Genomic DNA, 19967 nt, shown 5'->3' on the forward strand with positions numbered 1-19967 from the left:
TCGGTTTGTGGCTATCGACCTTGGCGACTGGACGACCGAACCCGACGACGCGGTGCGCGAAGTGCTGCTCGCGGCCAAAGCGACTGACGGACGTCCGGAGGTCGACGCGACGGGGCCGTTGCCGCGCGACTTCGAGGGCGGGCTGCATCTCCTCGCCCGCCTCGACGGCGCGCCCGCCGGGTACGTCCACCTTGATACCGAAGGCGATTCCCACGGCCATCAGGTCGCGGAGCTTTTCGTGCACCCGGATTTCCGGCGTCGCGGCGTCGGTACCGCGCTCGCGCAGGCGTTGGTCGAACGCGCCGACACGGGATTTCGGGCGTGGGCACACGGCGATCACCCCGGTGCGGCAGCGATCGCGGCGAAACTCGGCCTTGGCCGTCAGCGCGAAATGCTGGTCCTGCACGTCGATGTCGCCGGCGCGGACTGGCCGGAACCGGTGCTGCACAACGGTTTCCGGTTGCGCACCTTCGCGCCCGGACAGGACGAGGACGCGATGGTCGCGGTCAACGCGCGCGCGTTCGACTGGCATCCGGAACAGGGCGCGCTGACCGCCGCCGAGGTGCGCGCCGAAGAACGGCAGGCCTGGTTCGACCCCGCGGGATTCTTCCTCGCGGAGAATGAGAGCGGCGAGGTCGTCGGCTTCCACTGGACGAAGGTGCACGACCCGGTGCCCGGCCGGTTCGACGGAGACCCGGTCGGGGAGGTCTACGTGGTCGGGGTCGATCCTGCTACTCAGGGTAGTGGCCTCGGCAAGGCGCTGACCTTGGCCGGACTCCGCTACCTGCGCTCCCGCGGGCTACCGAGGGTGATCCTCTACGTCGAGGGCGACAACGCCGCGGCCTTGGCTGTGTACAACAAGCTGGGGTTCCAACGTTTCGAGACCGACGTCCAGTACGGTGAGTGATCACGGTCGACGCGTCCGGTGACTCGTGTTACTTTCTGCGTACTGGCAGGTCACGACCAGGCCACGGCACCCATTCGGGGTAGTAGTCCTGCTCACAAACGGTGACTTGTTCACCTTCCGTTCATGCAACCAAGGAAGACCGTCCACCGAGGCTGCCTAGTGTCCGGTTCCGGTGCGGCTCAGATGCCGCCAATCCCGACCGGATTCAAAAAGGCACATCTCCGAGTGGAGGAAATGCAGTGAAGATCATGCGGCCCCTGGGTGCCGTCGGCATCGTGGCGAGCGCCGCGCTCGTCCTCGCCGCTTGTGGCTCCGACCCTTCGGCGTCGAACAGCGGCTCGGGCTCGAACTCCGCCGCTCCCGCCGCCACCGGAACCGCCCAGGTCGACTGCGGGGGCAAGAGCCCGCTTTCCGCTGAGGGCTCGACGGCCCAGAAGAACGCCATCGAGGTGTTCAACCAGGCCTACAACAAGAAGTGCTCCGGCCAGAAGGTGAACTACAACGGCACCGGTTCCGGCGCCGGCGTCAAGCAGTTCAACGCCAACCAGGTCGACTTCGGCGGTTCGGACTCGCCGATCAAGGACGCCGACCTCGAGGCCGCCACCAAGCGCTGCGCCTCGCCCGCGCTGAACATCCCGCTGGTCGTCGGCCCGATCGCGGTCGGCTACCACCTGTCCGGGGTGGACAGTCTGACGCTGACCCCGCAGGTCATCGCCAAGATCTTCAACGGCGGCATCAAGAACTGGAACGACCCGGCCATCAAGGCGGTCAAGGGCAACGAGAGCCTGAACCTGCCGGACAAGCCGATCCAGGTCGTCTCCCGCTCCGAGGAGTCGGGCACCACCGACAACTTCCAGAAGTACCTCGGCGCGGCCGCGAAGGATGTCTGGACCCAGGGCGCGGGCAAGAAGTTCGCCGGCGGCGTTGGCAACGGCGCGCAGGGCTCGAACGGTGTCGCGAGCACCGTCAAGGGCGCCGACGGCTCGATCACCTACGTGGAGAGCGCGTTCGCCAAGGACGGCGTCACCCCGGCCAAGATCGACAGCGGCTCCGGCGGCGTCGAGCTGAGCGCGGAGAACGTGGCCAAGTCGCTGGACGCCGCCAAGTTCGCCCACCCGGGCACCAACGACCTGGCGATGGACCTCAACGGCATCTACTCCAGCAACGTGCCGGGCGCCTACCCGCTGCTGCTGACCACGTACGAGATCGTGTGCTCGAAGTACTCGAACCCGGACGTCGCGAAGGCCGTCAAGGCGTTCCTGACGGTGGCCGCCACCGAAGGCCAGCAGCCGCTGTCGGCCAAGGGCTACGTGCCGATCCCGCAGAGCCTGCAGGACAAGGTGCTGAAGGCCGTCAAGGAAATTTCCTGAACCGCCTAACTGGTACGAAGGCTGACAGAGACTGTCGATGAGCGACCAATCCTCGACGCGAACGCCCACCGGCGACCCCGGTGGGCGTTCGTCGTCCGCCCGAGCGTTCCCGGAGGATCCGATTTCGGACAAGCCACCCGCGCCGGCGCCGGAAGCGCCGCCCGCGCGGAAGAAGCCGACGAAGGTGCGAGCCGGTGACCGCATCTTCCAGAACTTGACCACCGGGGCCGGGATCTTCGTCGTCGCCCTGATCGCCTTGATCGGGATTTTCCTGGTCGTGCAGGCGATTCCGGCGTTGAAGGCGGACAAGGTCAACTTCCTGTTCAACCACGGGTGGTCGACCAACGACCCGACGAACATGGCGTTCGGGATCGCCGACCTCGCCGAGGTCACCGTGGCGACCTCGCTGGTGGCGCTGATCATCGCGATGCCGATCTCGCTGGGCATCGCGCTTTTCCTCACCCAGTACGCGCCCGCGAAACTGGCCCGGCCGTTCGCCTACGTCGTGGATCTGCTCGCCGCGGTGCCGTCGATCATTTTCGGCCTGTGGGGCATTCTCGTGTTCGCGCCCGCGATCGAGCCGTTTTCGGAATGGGTCAACAGCACCTTCTCGTGGATTCCGATTTTCGCGCCGGGCAACATCGCGCCGAACGTGCGCGGCACCATTTTCACCGCCGGGATCGTGCTCGCGGTGATGATCCTGCCGATCATCACGTCGCTTACTCGCGAGGTTTTCGAGCGCACGCCGACCGCGCAGGTCGAGGGCGCGCTCGCGCTCGGAGCCACGCGCTGGGAGGTCATCCGCACCACGGTGCTGCCGTTCGGCAAGGCGGGTTTCGTCGGCGCGTCGATGCTCGGCCTCGGCCGCGCACTCGGTGAAACCATTGCGCTGGCAGTGATTCTGCTGATCCCGCAGGGCCGCAACTTCGACTGGAGCCTCTTCGACGGCGGCGCGACGTTCGCCTCGAAGATCGCCCAGAACTACAGCGAGTTCAACAACCCGACCTCGGCCGGCGCCTACATCGCGGCCGGCCTGGTGCTGTTCGTGCTGACGTTCCTGGTCAACTTCGCCGCCCGCTCGATCGTCGGCAAGAAGGGGGAGTGACCATGTCGACCACCCTCGAACGGCCCGCGACGACACCGGCTTTCCAGCAGGTGAGCGCGGCCCGCAAGGTCAAAAACGGCCTCGCCACGGTGCTCGTGTGGCTGTCCTTCCTGATCGCCGTGGTCCCGCTGGTGTGGGTGCTGTACACGGTGATCGCCAACGGGGTCAAGCGGATCCCGTACAGCAACTGGTGGGGCCAGGACTTCGGTTCGGTGCTCGGCGACGAGGTCGGCGGCGGCGTGCTGCACGCGATCATCGGCACCCTGTTGCAGGGCCTGGTGTGCGCGGTCATCTCGGTGCCGATCGGCCTGCTGGTCGCGATTTACCTGGTCGAGTACGGCCGCGGCAAGCTGGCCAAGGCCACCACGTTCATGGTGGACATCCTGTCCGGTGTTCCGTCCATTGTGGCCGCACTGTTCATCTACGCGCTGTGGGTCACCACGCTCGGCCTGCCGCGCAGCGGGTTCGCGGTGTCGCTCGCCTTGGTGCTGCTGATGATTCCGGTGGTTGTCCGGTCCGCGGAGGAAATGCTGCGGATCGTGCCGGACGACCTGCGCGAAGCGTCGTACGCGCTGGGCGTGCCGAAGTGGAAGACGATCATGAAGATCGTGCTTCCGACGGCGTTGTCGGGCATCCTCGGCGGCATCATGATGGCGCTCGCCCGCGTGATGGGCGAAACCGCGCCGCTGCTGGTGCTCGTGGGCTACACGTCGTACGTCAACTGGAACATCTTCAGCGGGGAGCAGGCGTCGCTGCCGTTGGTGATGAACAACGAACGCGCCACCAACTCGATGGACCCCGGCAGCGTCGGCTTCGACCGGATCTGGGGAGCCGCGCTCACCCTGGTGCTCATCATCGCCGTGATCAACCTGCTCGCCACGGTCCTTTCCCGCATCGTCGCCCCGAAGAAGAAGTGAGTCATGGCCAAGCGAATCGACGTCAAAGACCTGGACATCTACTACGGCAAGTTCCACGCCGTGGACAGCGTCACGCTGAACGTCCCGCCGCGGAACGTGACCGCGTTCATCGGGCCGTCGGGTTGTGGCAAGTCGACGGTGCTGCGCACGCTGAACCGCATGCACGAGGTCATTCCCGGCGCGCGGGTCGACGGCCAGGTGCTGCTCGACGGCGAGGACATCTACGCCTCGGCGGTGGACCCGGTGCAGGTGCGCCGCACCATCGGCATGGTGTTCCAGCGGCCGAACCCGTTCCCCACGATGTCCATTAAGGACAACGTGGTGGCCGGGCTTCGCTTGGGCGGCACCAAGAACCGCAAGCAGCTCGACGAGATCGCCGAGCGGGCGCTGCGCGGCGCGAACCTGTGGAACGAGGTCAAGGACCGGCTGAACAAGCCGGGCGGCGGCCTCTCCGGCGGGCAGCAGCAGCGGCTCTGCATCGCGCGGGCGATCGCGGTGCAGCCGGACGTGCTGCTGATGGACGAGCCGTGTTCGGCGCTGGACCCGATCTCGACGCTCGCGATCGAGGACCTGATCGGCGAGCTGAAGAAGGAATACACGATCGTCATCGTGACGCACAACATGCAGCAAGCGGCGCGGGTTTCGGACCAGACCGCGTTCTTCAACCTGGCGGGCGTCGGTCAGCCCGGTCGCTTGATCGAGCTGAACGACACGGAGAAGATCTTCTCCAACCCGGACGAGAAGGCCACCGAGGACTACATCTCGGGCCGCTTCGGCTGATTCCACTGTGGACGGCCGCCCCGGTTTTCCTTGCCAGGGCGGCCGTTTTCGTTTCCGGGCACTAAAAAACCGCCACCCGCGCTTGGCCCGGACGGCGGTTTTCGTTGTGGTGTCTCAGATGGTCAGGTCTTCGTCGTCGGTGCCGTAGCCCGGCATCCGGCCGGTGACCACGAAAATCATCCGCTTGGCGACGGACACCGCGTGGTCGGCGTAGCGCTCGTAGAAGCGGCCGAGCAGCGTGACGTCGACGGCGGAAGCGACGCCGTGCGGCCATTCGCGGTCCATCAGCACGGTGAACAGGTGCCGGTGCAGGTCGTCGACCTGGTCGTCCTCGGCCTCGAGGTCCTTGGCGGCGGACACGTCCTTGGTCCGGATGACCGCCTCGACCTGGCGGGCGAGCCCGACGGCGGCGCGGCCCATCTCGGAGAAGTACGGCTTGACCGCTTCCGGCAGCACCGGGTCCGGGTGGCGGCGGCGGGCGGCCTTGGCGACGTGTAGGGCGAGATCTCCCATCCGCTCCAGGCTTTCCGCCGCGTGGATGGCGGCGAGCACGGTGCGCAGATCCGTCGCGACCGGCGCCTGCAGCGCGAGCAGCGCGTACGCCTGCTCCTCGCATTCGGCGCGAGCGTCGTCGACCTTCGCGTCGTCGCTGATCACCTGCTCGGCGAGGCCGAGGTCGACCTCCAGCAGTGCTTTGGTGGCCCGCTCCATGGCGTCGGCTACCTGGACCGACATCGCGGCCAGGTTTTCGGCGAGCTGATCGAGTTCCACATGGTAGGCCTCACGCATGAGCACACCCTACGACGTGGACTGTCCGAATACCGCATCGCTGGGTGAACCGCATGTGAACCCCGCCTAACGAATCCGAATGATCAACCCGTGTTGGTGCTCTTGCGCGAATCGGCGTTGGCGGGTGGCGCGCTGGCCGCGGTTCCGGCGGGCTGGTTGCCCGGAAGCGGCGTGTTGTCGCGCAACGCGTCGAAGAGGCTCTTGGTTTTTTCCTGGACGAGTACTTCGTTGCCGCGCTTGTTCGGCAGGCCGACGGTGGGCACGGTGAGGAAGTTGATGTTGGCCGGGTTCAGCCCGCGCATCGACTGCGCGAGCGTCATCATCTGCTGCACACCGAGGTTGTCGCCGAACGTGGCGTGCGCGAACGCGGTGATGAAGCCGGACAGTTTTCCCGGATCCAGCACGACATCCGAGGACATGACCTTCTTGAGCAGTGCCCCGATGAACGCCTGCTGGCGCTTGATCCGGCCGTAGTCGGAGGTGGGGTCGCCGATGACGTGCCGGGCGCGCACGTAGCTCAGCGCCTGGTCGCCGGAAATGGTCACGTCGCCGGTTTCCGCGAGCACCTTGCCGAGCGTGGTGTCGTCGATCGGTTTCTCGTTGTGCACGGTCACGCCGTGCACCGCGTCGACCATTTCCTTGAACCCGTTGAAGTCGATGCCGATGAAGTGGTTGATCCGCAGGCCGGTGATCTTCTGGATCACTTTCGTCATGCACTGCGGCCCGCCGACCGCGTAGGCCGTGTTGAGCTTCGCGATCTTCTGCTCGCGCACGATCTCGTCGGTATTCTGCGATTTGGCCGGATCCCACCGGTTGCAGTCCGGGCGGTCGATTTCGAGGTCCCGGGGGAACGAAACGACGACGACCCGCTTCCGGTCCGCGGGAACGTGCGCCACCATCACCGTGTCCGACCGCGCGCCGGGGATATTCGCCGCGTCCCCGACATTTTCCTCGGACGACGCCCCGTCCCGGGAATCGGAGCCGACCATGAGGAAGTTCTCGTCGTTGGCCTGCGCGTCGGCGTTCTGGATGTCGGAAGAGTTCTCGTCCAGCGCGGAAACCTCGGTGAACTTGGCGTCGAACCAAGTGACCGCGCCCCAAGCGACCCCCGTGCCGATGAAAATAAGCACGGCGATCACGATCAACGCAATCCGCCCGATCCGGATATTGCGCGCGATGTGCCGCTGCTTTTTCTCCTGCAGCCGGGTCCGCTCAGATTGTTCGGCCGGTTTCTCTTCTTCTTCGTCCTCTTTGTCCAGCAGAACGACCCGCTGCAACGCGGTCCGGGTCTGCTCGAACAACGCCATCGACCGGGTAGTGAGCCGCTCCCGCCGTTCCCGGCGCTTCGCCTCTTCAGCCGCCGCGTCGTCATGCGCGGCCGAGAACCGGGCGAGACTGTGATCGATCTTGCGGCGGTATTGCGTCGCCTCGTCGATCGCCTCCATCTCGTCGGTCATGGTGAGCGGATCCATCTCAGCCCGCGCCGCCGCGGCCGACTTCACCGGCGTACGCCGCGGCCGCTTGCCGTTCGGCCCCTCGACCGCCGGACTCAGCTGCGTGCGCTCAGGATCGGCTTTGACGGCCGGGCTGAGCTGAGTCCGCTCCGGATCAACGTCGGTTTTGACCGCCGGGCTGAGCTGAGTCCGCTCGGAGTGTTCCGGCTCTTGGCTGAGATTGAGCCCCTTGACCGGCGTGAACTGCGTCCGGTCGGCTGCCTTCCCGTCGAGCGCTGGGCCGAGCTGGGTACGTTCAGGATCCTGCGCCGCGCCCGGCCCGCGCCTCGGCCGTTGCGGACTGGCGCTGTCCGTCTCGGAACCACCGTCGAGCACCGGACTGAGGTCAAGCCCCGGAACTCGCCCCGGCCCCCGGCTGGAACCACCACGCGGCCCCGGAGCCTGCCCATTCCGCTCCCGCTTGCCCCGCCCCTGATCCGGCTCGAGCGCCGGACTGAGCTGAGTCCGCTCAAGTTCGTCCCCCGCTTCCGCTGGGACTCCGTCGCCGCCGCCCGGCCCAGTGGGCCGCCGCCCAGGACCGCCTGCCCGCCGACCTGGCGCGTTGGGCCCGGGCACCCGGTGCCCGCCGGAGTCCAGTCCAGCCGCGCGTTGCCCGTCGGGCATGGGCATCGCTGCCGACTCGGGACCACCCGTCGGCAGCCCAGCAGACTCGGGCCCTGCCGCTCGTCGCCTTGGCGGGCCGGGCGTCCGCTGCCCGTCGAGGTCGGGCGCGCCGGGCGTCGCTGCGGATTCGGGACTGCCCGTCGGTTGCCCAGCGGAGTCGGAACCGGGCGCTCGTCGCCTCGGGGGTGTTCGAGGTCCGTCGGGATCGGGCGCGCCTGGCATCGCTGCGGATTCGGGGCCACCCACCGAATGCCCAGCGGAGTCGGAACCGGGCGCTCGTCGCCTCGGGGGCATTCGCTGCCCGCCGGCTTCCGGACCAGGCACCCGGTGCCCGCCAGAGTCTTGACCAGGAGCCCGTTGTCCCACGGAGTCGGGGCTGGCCATCCGATGCTCGTCGGGCAGCGCCGCCGAGTCAGCTGTCCGTTGCTCGGCAGGTCCGCCAGGCATCCGTGGCGCGCCCGAGCCGGAACCGGCCATCGGCTGCCCACCGACCCCCGGTCCCGCCGCCCGCGGCCCGTCGAATTCCGGACCCGGGAGCCGATGCCCGCCAGAGTCCGGACCGGGCATCCGCTGCCCAGAAGTGTTCTCCGCACCGTGCGGCCGCCGAGGCCCCGGCGGATCCGGCGAAGCCGGAACCCCGCCACCCTGTCGAGGCCGAGGCGGAAGCCCATCCGCTCGCCGACGCTGCGGTTCCCCCGGCCGCCCACCGGCTCGCCCGGCTACCTCGCCAGGCCCAGCCTCGTCGGGACGTTCCCCGACACCTGCTTCGCCAGGCCCCGCGGGCTGCTGGTTCACATCCCTGCGACGACCACCAGGCCCGCCTGCTTCACCAGGCTCAGCCCGATAAGTTCCCGTCTCCCGACGTCGAGCACCCCCACCAGGCCGAACATCTCCACCGACACCGTCCCCAGGCGTCTCGGCAGCATCCGGAACACCGTGGCGATTGCCGTCAGGCACCGGACCGCCGAGAAGCGCCCGTCCGCCCACTCGCGGAGCATTCCCGCCGTCGACGTCCGAAACGCCACCGCGACGCTCCCCGTTTGCCCGACGGCCACCGGAAAGCCCATCGTCATCGCCCGAAGCCCCGCCGCGCCGATTGCCACCCCCGTTGACCTGTCCGTTCGCAGGGCTCCCCAGCGCGGGGACGTCTTCTAATGGCCCGCCGGTTCCGTTCCCGAACTCGGAACCGTCAGCAACCTCTCGACTGTGCCGATTGCCGACGCCATTGGCCCACCCGTTCGCCCCGCCAGCGCTCGAGGCCGCGTCGTCTTCCGCAGCCCCGCCGTGCCGGTTGCCACGCCCGCTTGCTCGCGCGCCGGTTGAGTCGTCGATTCCGGCTGCTTCGCCGTGTCGCCCGCCGACCCCGTTCGCTGGTGGGATGTCGTCTACCGCAGGCTCGCCATGCCGACTGCCGAACCCGTTTGCCCGTTTGCCGGTGTCTCCTCCGGCCGGTTCACCGTGTCGGCTGCCGATTCCGTTGACGTGCCCGTTCGCCGGTCCACCCGCTAGTGAGGCGTCGTGTGCCGCAGGCCCGCCGTGCCGACTGCCGGTTCCGTTAACGCGCCCATTCGCCGGTCCAGCAGCTAGCGCGGCATCGGTTGCCGAAGGCCCGCTGTGCCGACTGTCGACTCCATTGACGTGGCCGTTCTGCCGCCCGCCCGCAGCGTCGTCTGCCGTGGGCTCGCCGTGTCGGCCAACCCCGTTGACGTGCCCGTTCGCCGGTCCGCCACTTGAGGCGAGGTCGTCTTCCACGGGTTCGCTGTGGCGACGACCGCGCCCGTTAGCCCGTCTGCCCGACGTGTCGGTGCTGCCTCCGGCCAGCTCGTCGCCAGCTCCGTTGACGCGCGCGCCCCGTGGTGCGGCGTCGTCTTCTGCCGACCCGCCGTGCCGACCGCCGACCCCGTTGACCTGCCCATTGGCCCGATCGCCGCCCAGACCTGAGGCGTCGCCCGGCTCAGCGTGCCGACTTCCAACCCCATTTGCCCGCCGTCGGCCCGGTTCGGCGGGCACCCCGGCGAAACCGTTCGCCCCCGAATAACCAGCGTCCGGCTCTGCCCGCCGTCGCCCCGGCTCGGGTCGCTCGGCATCCGCCCGGCGACGGCCTGGCTCGGCGCGGCGGGCACCAGGTTCCGCGAGCCGGCTCACCGGCTCCGAGAGCTGCGTGCCGGGATCGTCGGCGAAGGCGGGTCGTTCCCCGGTGTGCCGTGCGACCACGTCGGACACGCTGATGCCGCCGTGAGTGTCCATCGAACGGCGGCGTCCGCCGCGCGGGCGCGCCGTGGTGTCGGAATGGCGACCGGTGCCGGGGGTGTTGCGCTCGTCGGGCACTCGGTCTCCTCTCGCACGTCAGGCACCAGGCTGGGGCGGCTTACCTTTGAACACCCGGCGGCTTCGCCGGGTCTCCCAGGACTCGTCGTACCGGGGGAGCTTTTCGTTATCGTACGGATACCCGCCGTTCGTGACGACACCCTCCCGCGAATTTCTTCACCATGAGTCGCCCTAAGGCGCACTGAAGCGGACGAACAGGTGAAGTTCGGGTTCCGTGAATGGGGTAATCGCAGACGCGCGTTACTCAGAGTGCGTAATTACCTGCGCGGTCTCGCGGTCATGGAAAGCGACCTTGTTGCGGCCGGCGCGCTTCGCGGCGTATAGGAGATTGTCGGCCCGATGGAGCTGACGCGGCCCGGACCCGGTGCCGTGCGCGAGGCCGACGCTGATCGTAACCCGCAGGCCTGGCTGCAGTTCTGACCAGGGGTGACGGGCGACCCGCAGGCGCGCGGCGTCGGCGACCCGGACGGCTCCCCGGTGATCGATTCCCGGCAGGACGAGAGCGAATTCCTCGCCGCCGTACCGTGCGCAGAACGCATCGGCCGGCAGCCCCTCCTGCAGGAGATCGGCGACCCGGCAGAGGACGCGGTCGCCGAGAAGGTGACCGTACGTGTCGTTCACCGACTTGAACCGGTCCAGGTCGACCAGGGCTACGGCCACCGCGGCCGGCAGTTCGGGCAGCCGCTGGTCGAGGTAACGACGGTTGTAGCTCGAGGTGAGCGGGTCGCGCAGGCTGCCCGCTCGCGCGATGTCAAGTGCCGAGCGCAGGTGCCGGTAGGCCCGCCGCCAGTCGCCGCGCGTCGCGAACAGGTCCGCGATGGACTCGTGCAACGTGAGCAAGTCTGGTGCGGTATCCCCCGTTCCGAACTCGTCGTCCGTCGCCACTCTGACCTCCGCCACTCCATCGTTTTCGTCGTAAAGGAGCGGTGGCTTGAGTGATCGGTACGCACGAAGGTGAATTTCGCTCAAGTGGACGACGGAGTTCCGCTGTTGTCACGCAGCGGAGTTCTTCGCCTCAGAGCGCGGAGAAGGGCTTTTTGTCCTTGAGCTGCGCGAATTGATCACGGGCCCAGTAACTCGCGTCAGTCATCGGATCTGTGATCCACTGTGTGTAATCGGCCCAGGAAATCCATCGCCAGCCGCCCACTTCTTCGGGATTCGGCCGCGGGTCGACGTCCGTCCACGCGGCGAATACCGGACAGAACTCGTTCTCCACGATCCCCTGGAAGGGCGGCGTGCGGTAGCGGTACGTGGGCAGCACGGACTCGAGGTCCTCGAGCTCGGGCAGGCCGAGCTCGTACGCAGCCCGCCGGCGCACGGCGGTCTCCAACGCTTCGGCGGGCGCGGGATGACCGCACACGCTGTTGGTCCACACCCCCGGCCACACCTTCTTGTGCGGCGCGCGCTGGGTGATCAGCAGGGCGTTGTCCGAACGGCGCAGGACGTAGCAGGAGAACGCGAGGTGCAGCCGTGTCTCGGCGTGATGGCTGGCGAGCTTCGGCCCGGTCTCCCCGGTGGGCACGCCGTCCTCGGTCACGAAGACGACGCGTTCGGTTTCGGCTTCAGTGCTGGTGTCCACTCCGGATACTGAACACCACGCACCTACCGGCCGATACCGCGAGCCGGGTGGCCGTTTCGCCCGATTCGAGTGTCGGGCCTTCACGCAACGCTCGAATCTCCAGCCCGCCGGACACCCGACCGAACGACGGCGCGGGCGAGACCAGGTCTCACCGGCTGCCGAGATGCTCGACGATCAACGAGGTCAAGGCCTCCGGCGCTTCCTCCGCTACCCAGTGCGACACCTCCTCCAGCATCTCGAACCGGTACGGCCCGGTGCACCAATTCGCCGTGTCGAGCGCGGCGGCGGAACCGAAGGCGACGTCCTCTGTGGACCACACGTACATCGCGGGCACCGAAATCTTGCCGATCTTCCCGCCTGGACGACCGGCTCGGTACCAGTTCAGCGCGGCGGTGAGCGCGCCTGGTTCGGACAGCCGCTGCACGTACTCGTCGATCTTGCTCGGCGGGATACGCCGGTCGAAGATGTCGCGCAGCGCCTGGGCGTTGTCGGCCAGCATGCGCCGTTCGGTCGCGGGCGTCTGCCGCCACTCCGTCATATAGGCCGACCGCAGGTGCTGGTCCTCGTCCGTCCGCAGCGCTTCGGCGAGCGCTCCGGGATGCGGCGTGGACACCACGGTGAGGCTGCGCAGCCGGTCGGGATGCTCGTCGGCCGTCCACCACGCGACCGCGCCGCCCCAGTCGTGGCCGACCAGGTCGAACTTGCTCCAGCCGAGCGTGTCCGCCATCGCCACGACGTCGGACACCAGCGTCGCGATGCCGTATTCGGCGGGGCGCTCTGGCCGCACGTCCGGCGAATAACCGCGCTGGTCCGGCGCGATCGCGCGGTATCCGAGCACGCCGAGCGTCGCCACCTGGTGCTCCCACTCCACGGCGGCCTGGGGAAAGCCGTGCAGGAGCAGCACCGGGCGGCCGTCTTCGGGGCCGGCGGCGATTGCGTCGAAGGATCCCGCGTCGGTCGGGATCGTCAGCTGGTCGATCACGAGACGCACTCTACGGACAGGCACCGACAGTTTCGGGCGGTCTCTCACCGTCACTGTGATCTGAGCTACAGGGGAACAAATAAGTTGAGTCGTCCGTTGGCAACTTTGCAAGGCTTGGTCAGCACCCCAGCAGCTGGCCGCAGTTGTCCGAAAGGGGATTCGACATGCTGATCCGCACCGACCCGTTCGCCCAGTTCGACCGCCTGACCCAGCAGTTCTTCGGCGCTCAGGGCACCGCGGCGCGCTCCGTCCCGATGGACGCCTACCGCGCCGGCGACGAGTACGTCATCCAGTTCGACCTCCCGGGGATCGCCCGCGATTCCATCGACGTGAGCGTCGAGCGCAACGTGCTCACCGTCCGCGCCGAGCGCACCCCGGCCGCGGTCGAGGACGCGCAGGTGCAGGTGTCCGAGCGGCCGCGCGGCAAGTTCTCGCGCCAGCTGTTCCTCGGCGACACGCTCGACACCACGCGCATCGCCGCGGACTACGTCGACGGCGTGCTGACGCTGCGCATTCCGGTCTCCGAGAAGGCCCAGCCCCGCAAGATCACCGTCGGCGGCGCGTCGCAGGAGATCGACGCCTGAGGCCGTGAACCCAAGTTGTCCCCAGGTTGTCCACAGTGGGTTGTGGATAACCTGGGGACAATTGCTGTCTGTGCAGGTCAGTTGGGGATATCGGCCCGCTCGGCCGGGTGCCGCTTGCGCACCAGTGGCGCGATCGTGCGATTGAGGACGAAGTACTCCGCGACGATCACGCAGATCGCGATCGAACCCCACGCGCTCGTCGTGTAGATGTCGGCGAAGCTCAGCGTCGGGAAGAGGCCCTTCATCGCCGCGCCGATGCCGAGGAATCCGCGGAGCACGACCGCCGCGAAGCTCAGCGCGTAGTTGCGGATCATCCAGATGCGGTGGAGCTGGATCTGGCCCTGCCGGATGAACGTGTAGCCGCGGTAAAGCGTGTAGAGCCACGCGACGGACAGCAGGTAGAAGGCGATTTGCGACGAGATGCCGTCGACTGAGAACGTCGCCGCCACGACTGCGGCGACCGCGGCGAAGATCATGCTCACGACGTAGATCCGCCCGAGCACGCGATGCAGTTTCGGTCACCGGACGCGCAGTTTCGCGGCGAACTGGAATGGCCCGATCAGCAGCACCAGGCTCGCGGGCAGGGCGTGCAGCACGATCGTCAAGTAGTGCGAGGCGATCGCCGGGTTGAGCGGGATCCGGCTCAGCGTCGGGTCGCCGGTCAAGTAGGTCGCGGCGGAGAACAGCGCGACGCCGACGGCGGACACCGCGACCGCGGCCCAGGCGATCCGTCGACGGCTGCGGCGGGAAACGGCGAAAGTCATCACGAAACTCCTGCTCGGACTGGGTCTGTGCAGTGAGCGTCTCGTGGTGGCCGGGATGGCCGCGTCGGTGAGAATTGCGTAGGTCGGGCGGTGCGCAACGAGTTCGCGGTCGCTGCCGGTTCGGCGAGATGCCGAGTTCGCGGTCGCTGTTGCGCTCCGACTTTTGCGGGGTTCGGCGTCGTCGGTGGACCGTGTCGCTAGCTCTGCCGCGTACCTACCGGCAGAGCTGGTATTCCCGCTGCTGCGAGCCGCCCTGTTCGCGCTGGTTCCGCGCGATCAGGTCTGATTGCGGAGCTGTGCTGGTCAGCCGCCGGAGTGCATGTCTTCGGCCTCGGGGACGCAGTCGTCGTCCGGGTCGTCCAGCCAGCCGTGCGGGAGCGTCACCTTGCCCGGCGAGCCCTGGCGTCCGCGGGGGCCGGTGGCGGCTTCGGGGAAGGGGGCGTCGTGGTCGAGCTGGGCGATCAGGTCGTCGAGCTGGTCCATCGACGAGAGCATCGCGAAGCCGCGCCGCAGCTCGGACCCGACTGGGAAGCCCATCAGGTACCAGGCCATGTGCTTGCGGATGTCACGCATCGCCTTGTCGTGGCCGTCGTGCTCTATGAGCAGTTCGGTGTGGCGGCGCAGGACACGCGCGACTTCGCCGAGGTTCGGGCCCGCCGGAATCTCACGCCCCTGGAAGGCGGCTTCCAGTTCGCCGAACAGCCACGGCCGACCGAGGCAGCCGCGCCCGACGACGACGCCGTCGCAGCCGGTCTCGGCGACCATGCGGAGCGCGTCGTCCGCGCTGAAGATGTCGCCGTTGCCCAGCACCGGGATGCTGGTGACGGCCTCCTTGAGAGCAGCGATCTTCGACCAGTCGGCCTGACCCGAGTAGCGCTGCGCGGCCGTGCGCGCGTGCAGACTGACGGCAGCCGCGCCCTCGGCTTCGGCGATGCGTCCGGCGTCGAGGAATGTCTGATGGTCGTCGTCGATGCCGACCCGGAACTTCACGGTGAACGGAACACCGCCCTCAGCCGCCGCCTTCGCCGACTCGCGCACGATGTCCGCGAACAGCCGCCGCTTGAACGGCAGCGCCGCGCCGCCGCCCTTCCGCGTAACTTTCGCGACAGGGCACCCGAAGTTCGAGTCGACGTGGTCCGCGAGCCCCTCGCCGACGATGATGCGCACTGCCTCGGCCATCGTCTTCGGGTCCACCCCGTAGAGCTGCATGGACCTGGGCTTTTCGTTCTCGCCGAAGGTCATCATGTGCATCGTGCCGGGGTGCCGCTCGACGACCGCGCGGGCGGTGATCATCTCGCACACATAGATGCCCGCGCCGTACTCCTGGCAGAGCTGCCGGAACGCCACGTTGGTGATGCCCGCCATCGGAGCGAGCACGACGGGAGGATCGACCTGGTAGGGGCCGATCTTCAACGTGGGCGCGCTCAACGTGGCAGTCACGCTTCCATTGTCGCCGGTGACGTAAGGCACACGCATCCGGGCGGCTCCGGTGGTGACGAGACCATCTCGTGTCCAGCCTTTGAGTAGTGCTACGGATCCGATCATCGCGCCGTTTCGACCACGCTGTCCGGTATGACCACGGAAGCTGCAACGCTCCACCGCCTGGCCGGCGAACTGGACGACCTCGGCCGCCGCCTGTCCCACGTAGGCGCCGAACTCCGCGCAGTGCACGTCCAGCCCGAGTCGGCCACCGACCAGCCCGCCGAAGCACCCGCTCCGGGCGCCGCAGCGGCCTCCTGGCCGACGCTAGGCCAGCCAGGCGGCCACGCCGAACCAGCAGCGTCGACTGGGGAGGCAGCGCAGTCGGCCTCCCCGCCCGACGTCACTCAGCCGGTCAGCTCCGACTCGGCCGCGGAGGGCTCTGCCGACGTGGCAGGCGCTTCCGCTGCGCCGGAGCAGGCTGCCGCGCCGGGCGAGCCGTTCGAGTCAGACCGCCTTGCCGAGCAGGGCCGCCCCGCGGGACAGGGCCAGGCTGTCGCGCCGGATCAGGCTGCCGCGCCGGGCGAGCCGTCCCAGCCAGGCCGCCCCGCCGAACAGGGCCGGGCTGCCGAACAAGGCCAAGCTGCCGAGCCAGGCCGCTCCGCTGGGCCAGCCCAGCCTCCTGCGCCTGGTCACCCTGCCGCGCAGGGCTACCCGGCTGTTCCAGGCCACTCGCCCGCCCCGGGCTACCCAGCTGCGCAGGGCGGTCCGTACCTGTACCCGGCCTACTCGGCCGCGCACGGTGTGCCGTACCACCCCCACCCGGGCTACTACTCACACAACCCTTACGCAGCTTCGTATTCCGCCCAGCCCACGGCCGGCACGCCCCACCTGTCAACACCGCAACCCGGCACCGAACAGCAGGCCCCGAACGATCTCGCAGCCGGACAGTCAGCCCAAGAACACCCGCAGGCAACCGCCCAGCAGGCGCCGTATGGCCAGACGCTCTTCGCTGAGCCGCCTTTCGGCTATCACCGCTACACCCCATCTCCGACGCTCCGTGAGCGACTCGGCCGCGAAGGTGCCGGTTCGCGACTGCTGGCATGGATCGGCGGTGCGGTGACACTGCTTGGTGTCGTGCTGCTGTTGATCCTGGCCATCCAGCGCGGCTGGCTCGCCCCGCTGCCGCGGGTGGCGGTTGGCGCTGCGTTCGGCGGGATCCTTGTCGGCGCGGGTGCTTGGCTGCACCGCAAACCGGCTGCGCGCACCGGTGCGTTCGCCCTTGTCGCCACTGGGATCGCGACGCTCTACCTCGACACTGTCGCTGCCACCTCCTTGTACGATTTCCTGCCGGTTCCCGCCGGTCTCGCGGTCGGCTTGGCGATCGCGGTGGGCGGGCTTTTGCTTGCGGTCAAATGGGATTCCTCTCTCCTGGCAATCGCCGTGGTGGGAGGATGCGGAGTGTGTGCGCCCCTGATCACCTGGGGCTTCACCTACGAACTCGTGACGTTCCTTCTCATGATCCAGATCGCGACCGTCCCTGTCCAGCTTCGACGGTCATGGTCGCCCCTTTCGTTTACTGCGGCCATTCCGCCCTTGACAACGGCGCTGATCGGTATCGGACTGCGCACCTTGCCGGCGTGGGTAGTGATTGCCGCCGGTGTCGTCAGTGCGGCGGCGGCGCTGATCACGTTGCGACGTAACGACAATGAGCCCTACTCGCTGTCGGTGCTCGCTGTTGCTCCGCTGCCTGTCCTCGTCGCCGCGCTGTTGCTGCACAGGCCGGAATCCGTGCTTCTGGCGGGCGGGACGGCGGTCGTGCTCCTCGCGACCTGGCCCATCGTGCGAGGGAATTCCGGTACTGTCGCGGGAATCGCTGGTCTGGTAGCCGCGATGCAAGCGACTGTCACGCAGTTCGATGGCGGAGCGGTCCTGCTTGGCGAAGCGATCGTGCTCGCGTTCGCGGCGAAGTTCACTCGAAACCGGTTCGCGCTAGGCGGTTCTCTCGTCTTCGCGGTGATCGGCGGGCTGTCTGTGCTCGGCACGGAGCTGACGCCGGCGCTGCTGATTTTCCCGCACTGGCATCCGCGGGACCTTCTTTTCGCCGCGTTGGTCTCGGCGGTGCTTCTCCTCGGCGCCGCGATCGCGTTGCCGTGGGCGGCAATTCGGCTCAACGTCGTGAAATCGGCCAGTCTTGCGCCTTTGCTGCCCGCGGGATGGTTCGCGCTCTACGGCGCTGCCGGGCTGGTGCTCGCCGCGTCCATGCTCGTGGCTCCCGGGCGCGTCGGATTCCTGGTCGGGCACACGCTCGTCACGGTTTCCTGGACGGTTGTGGCGTTCGTCCTGCTCCTGCGCGGGATCGAGGTGGTCGCGCTGCGGATCGCCGGGCTGGTGCTGGTGGCCGCCGCGGTGGCGAAGCTCGTATTGTTCGACCTTGCCACGCTGGACGGGTTGGCGCGCGTGGGCGCGTTCCTCGGCGCTGGGGTGATCCTGCTCGTGGCGGGGGCGCGGTACGCGCGGGTCGTCGCGTCGCGCTGAACTTGCGAGAAGTCCCCCGATCCGGGGAATCAAGAATGATCTCGGATCGGGGGATTTCCCTGTTGCAGCAAGAAAAATTGGCTTCTTGGGCAGTAGCTGAAGTCGGGGTCGGGACGTCCTTGGTGCGGGCTGATGGCACGGAACTGTCGGTGGCTCGTGGTTACCTGGGAAACCTACCGAGGAGGTATCCGACCATGACCTACACCCACGACCCGAAACTCATTGAACGCGCGGGCGAATCCGTCGCATGGCTCACCACCGTGACTCCGAGCGGCCGCCCCGCGCCAAGGCCGGTCTGGTTTGTCCTGGACGGCGAAGACATTGTGGTCTTCAGCCGGCCTGGTACGGCCAAACTCCGGCATCTCGCCGCGAATCCGGAGGTGAGTTTCCACCTCAACAGCGACGACCACGGCGGGAGCATCATCGTCGTCAACGGGCGTGCGCACACCGACGAGGCCAAACCCTCTGAAGCGCCCGGCTACCTGGCGAAGTACCAGCGGCATTACTCGGGTATCGGGTTCGCCGATCCGGCTGCCTTCGACGCCGACTACTCGGTTCGGATCCGGATCGTGCCGGAGAAGTCCTGGGGATTCTGAGGCCGTGCCGGATTCAGAAGCCGACGTCCAGGCAGGCCAGCCGCCCACCCGCGGTTCCTGCGTGCCCGGGGTTGGTGTGGGTGTGCGTTTCGTGGATCACCACGGACTTCGCCCGCCGTCCGTCGAATGTCCAGTCCACAATGGAGGTTGCATGACCGATGCCTGAGCGGTCGGTGGTGAAGTCGAGCCAGATCTCGTTGCGCGGGTTGGCGTAGGCCGGATCCACCGAAGGCTTCACCGGGTCTGGCACGTGCTGGAAGTGTCCGCCCGCGGCGTCACCGGTGGCGCCGCAGGAGTTCACATGCGCGTGTGCACCGTATTCGTGCTGCGGCAGGAGGCCGCTGATCACCAGCACGGTGGTGGTGCCGACGCGACTGGCGGACAGGGCGGAGACGTGCGCCCTGGCTCCGACGGGCACGAGATCCGGTCGGTAGGTGACAGCTTGGCCGCCGGGTGCGTATGCCGCGAAGGTGCCGTGGGCGGCGGTGAAGTGCAGTGCTGAGGTCGCAGCCGGAGTCGCTGCGGCGGAAGTGGCCGAGAGGCTCGTGACGGAGAGACCGGCGGCGAGGGCCGCGGGAAGGAGCTTAGGGAGGAAACGCATGAAACTTCTCTAACCAGTCGGCGCGTGCCGTGCCATGTTCTCCACTCGAACGTGTGGAGGTCTCCCGGGTGTCGGGACGGCTTTCCGTGCGGGCGGGGGCTGGGGTATCGGACGGTGACGGCGTCGGGAACCGCCAGGTTCAAACGTGGGCCATGCCGTGCCGGTAGGCAGGTCAGGCGGGGCCAGGCTCGGGTGCGAGCGTGGGTCCTGTCCGGACACAGGGTGTGGGGCCACGCCTGCTGGTAATGGCACTGGTGCTGGTCGTGGAGTGGCGACGGAGCCCGGGTGCGTTCCGGAGCGTGCTCTGCGTACGGGAGCGGGTGACGGGCCGGAAACGGCTCGGGCGACTGCGGCGGAGGTGAAGGTCGCGCGACTGGCCTGGGCGAGTTTTCGGGCGTTGACGCGTTGGGTACTTGGCAGCGTGGCAGCGTCGGACTTGCCCGGCGATGCTTCGGCCAGCACCGGTGGAGCCTGACATGCCTGACGACCCGAACAGCGCCATGGGGTTTGACGGCCGTCGTGAGGACGCCCACGGGCCGGCAGGTGCCAGCGGACCGCTTGAGGACGGTGGGCCGCCGGAGGGTGGTGAAT

General features: G+C 68.1%; 18 protein-coding genes. 8 read left to right on the top strand and 10 right to left on the bottom strand.

Going from position 1 to position 19967, the window contains the following annotated elements:
• Positions 1–13: 13 nt before the first annotated feature.
• The 5 genes from mshD (at position 14) to pstB (ending at position 5079) form a co-directional block, all read left to right on the top strand.
• Positions 14–907, top strand: coding sequence for a mycothiol synthase (gene mshD / locus ACFORO_RS15705; RefSeq protein ID WP_446681577.1), 894 nt, complete (start codon positions 14–16; stop codon positions 905–907).
• A 239-nt stretch (positions 908–1146) separates the two neighbouring features.
• Positions 1147–2277, top strand: coding sequence for a phosphate ABC transporter substrate-binding protein PstS (gene pstS, locus ACFORO_RS15710; protein WP_377867987.1), 1131 nt, complete (start codon positions 1147–1149; stop codon positions 2275–2277).
• Positions 2278–2461: 184 nt separating this feature from the next.
• Positions 2462–3382: a phosphate ABC transporter permease subunit PstC gene (pstC, locus tag ACFORO_RS15715; RefSeq protein ID WP_354746068.1), complete on the top strand. Its 921-nt coding sequence runs from the start codon at positions 2462–2464 to the stop codon at positions 3380–3382.
• A gap of 2 nt (positions 3383–3384) precedes the next feature.
• Complete coding sequence (gene pstA / locus ACFORO_RS15720) at positions 3385–4299, top strand: phosphate ABC transporter permease PstA (RefSeq protein ID WP_354745940.1); 915 nt, start codon at positions 3385–3387, stop codon at positions 4297–4299.
• A gap of 3 nt (positions 4300–4302) precedes the next feature.
• A complete protein-coding gene (pstB, locus tag ACFORO_RS15725; protein ID WP_116204524.1) occupies positions 4303–5079 on the top strand; it encodes a phosphate ABC transporter ATP-binding protein PstB in 777 nt (258 codons plus the stop codon).
• A 114-nt stretch (positions 5080–5193) separates the two neighbouring features.
• Here the strand turns inward: pstB and phoU are convergent, their stop codons facing one another.
• From phoU to ACFORO_RS15755, 6 genes are all read right to left on the bottom strand, one after another.
• Positions 5194–5868, bottom strand: coding sequence for a phosphate signaling complex protein PhoU (gene phoU / locus ACFORO_RS15730; RefSeq protein ID WP_354745938.1), 675 nt, complete (start codon positions 5866–5868; stop codon positions 5194–5196).
• Positions 5869–5951: 83 nt separating this feature from the next.
• Positions 5952–7340 carry an LCP family protein gene (locus tag ACFORO_RS15735; protein WP_377868089.1) on the bottom strand — a complete coding sequence of 463 codons (1389 nt, stop codon included), beginning with the start codon at positions 7338–7340 and terminating at the stop codon, positions 5952–5954.
• Between the two features lie 1436 nt (positions 7341–8776).
• A complete protein-coding gene (locus ACFORO_RS15740) occupies positions 8777–9088 on the bottom strand; it encodes a hypothetical protein (RefSeq protein WP_377867986.1) in 312 nt (103 codons plus the stop codon).
• 1465 nt (positions 9089–10553) lie between these two features.
• Positions 10554–11213 (bottom strand): GGDEF domain-containing protein, encoded by a 660-nt coding sequence (locus ACFORO_RS15745; RefSeq protein WP_377867985.1) that lies wholly within the window; start codon positions 11211–11213, stop codon positions 10554–10556.
• Between the two features lie 115 nt (positions 11214–11328).
• A complete protein-coding gene (gene idi, locus ACFORO_RS15750) occupies positions 11329–11892 on the bottom strand; it encodes an isopentenyl-diphosphate Delta-isomerase (protein WP_377867984.1) in 564 nt (187 codons plus the stop codon).
• Positions 11893–12040: 148 nt separating this feature from the next.
• On the bottom strand, positions 12041–12874 hold the full coding sequence (locus ACFORO_RS15755; protein WP_377867983.1) for an alpha/beta fold hydrolase: 834 nt from the start codon (positions 12872–12874) through the stop codon (positions 12041–12043).
• 164 nt (positions 12875–13038) lie between these two features.
• On the opposite strand from ACFORO_RS15755, the gene ACFORO_RS15760 reads away from it, so the two are divergent.
• On the top strand, positions 13039–13458 hold the full coding sequence (locus ACFORO_RS15760) for an Hsp20/alpha crystallin family protein (RefSeq protein ID WP_377867982.1): 420 nt from the start codon (positions 13039–13041) through the stop codon (positions 13456–13458).
• Positions 13459–13535: 77 nt separating this feature from the next.
• Here the strand turns inward: ACFORO_RS15760 and ACFORO_RS15765 are convergent, their stop codons facing one another.
• The 3 genes from ACFORO_RS15765 to dusB all read right to left on the bottom strand — a co-directional run bounded on the left by ACFORO_RS15765 (position 13536) and on the right by dusB (position 15698).
• Positions 13536–13970 carry a DUF2306 domain-containing protein gene (locus ACFORO_RS15765; RefSeq protein ID WP_377868088.1) on the bottom strand — a complete coding sequence of 145 codons (435 nt, stop codon included), beginning with the start codon at positions 13968–13970 and terminating at the stop codon, positions 13536–13538.
• Positions 13971–13976: 6 nt separating this feature from the next.
• Positions 13977–14222: a hypothetical protein gene (locus tag ACFORO_RS15770; RefSeq protein WP_377867981.1), complete on the bottom strand. Its 246-nt coding sequence runs from the start codon at positions 14220–14222 to the stop codon at positions 13977–13979.
• 303 nt (positions 14223–14525) lie between these two features.
• Entirely contained in the window at positions 14526–15698 is a 1173-nt protein-coding gene (gene dusB, locus ACFORO_RS15775) for a tRNA dihydrouridine synthase DusB (RefSeq protein WP_354745924.1), read from the bottom strand.
• A 96-nt stretch (positions 15699–15794) separates the two neighbouring features.
• Between dusB and ACFORO_RS15780 the strand changes: the two genes are divergently transcribed.
• Together ACFORO_RS15780 and ACFORO_RS15785 are read left to right on the top strand one after the other, a co-directional pair.
• On the top strand, positions 15795–18179 hold the full coding sequence (locus ACFORO_RS15780) for a DUF2339 domain-containing protein (protein WP_377867980.1): 2385 nt from the start codon (positions 15795–15797) through the stop codon (positions 18177–18179).
• Between the two features lie 194 nt (positions 18180–18373).
• A complete protein-coding gene (locus ACFORO_RS15785) occupies positions 18374–18775 on the top strand; it encodes a TIGR03667 family PPOX class F420-dependent oxidoreductase (RefSeq protein WP_377867979.1) in 402 nt (133 codons plus the stop codon).
• 13 nt (positions 18776–18788) lie between these two features.
• On the opposite strand, the gene ACFORO_RS15790 is transcribed toward ACFORO_RS15785, so the two are convergent.
• Complete coding sequence (locus ACFORO_RS15790; RefSeq protein ID WP_377867978.1) at positions 18789–19376, bottom strand: superoxide dismutase; 588 nt, start codon at positions 19374–19376, stop codon at positions 18789–18791.
• Positions 19377–19967: the final 591 nt, after the last annotated feature.

This window comes from Amycolatopsis halotolerans (genome assembly GCF_042647905.1).
GTDB lineage: Bacteria > Actinomycetota > Actinomycetes > Mycobacteriales > Pseudonocardiaceae > Amycolatopsis > Amycolatopsis halotolerans.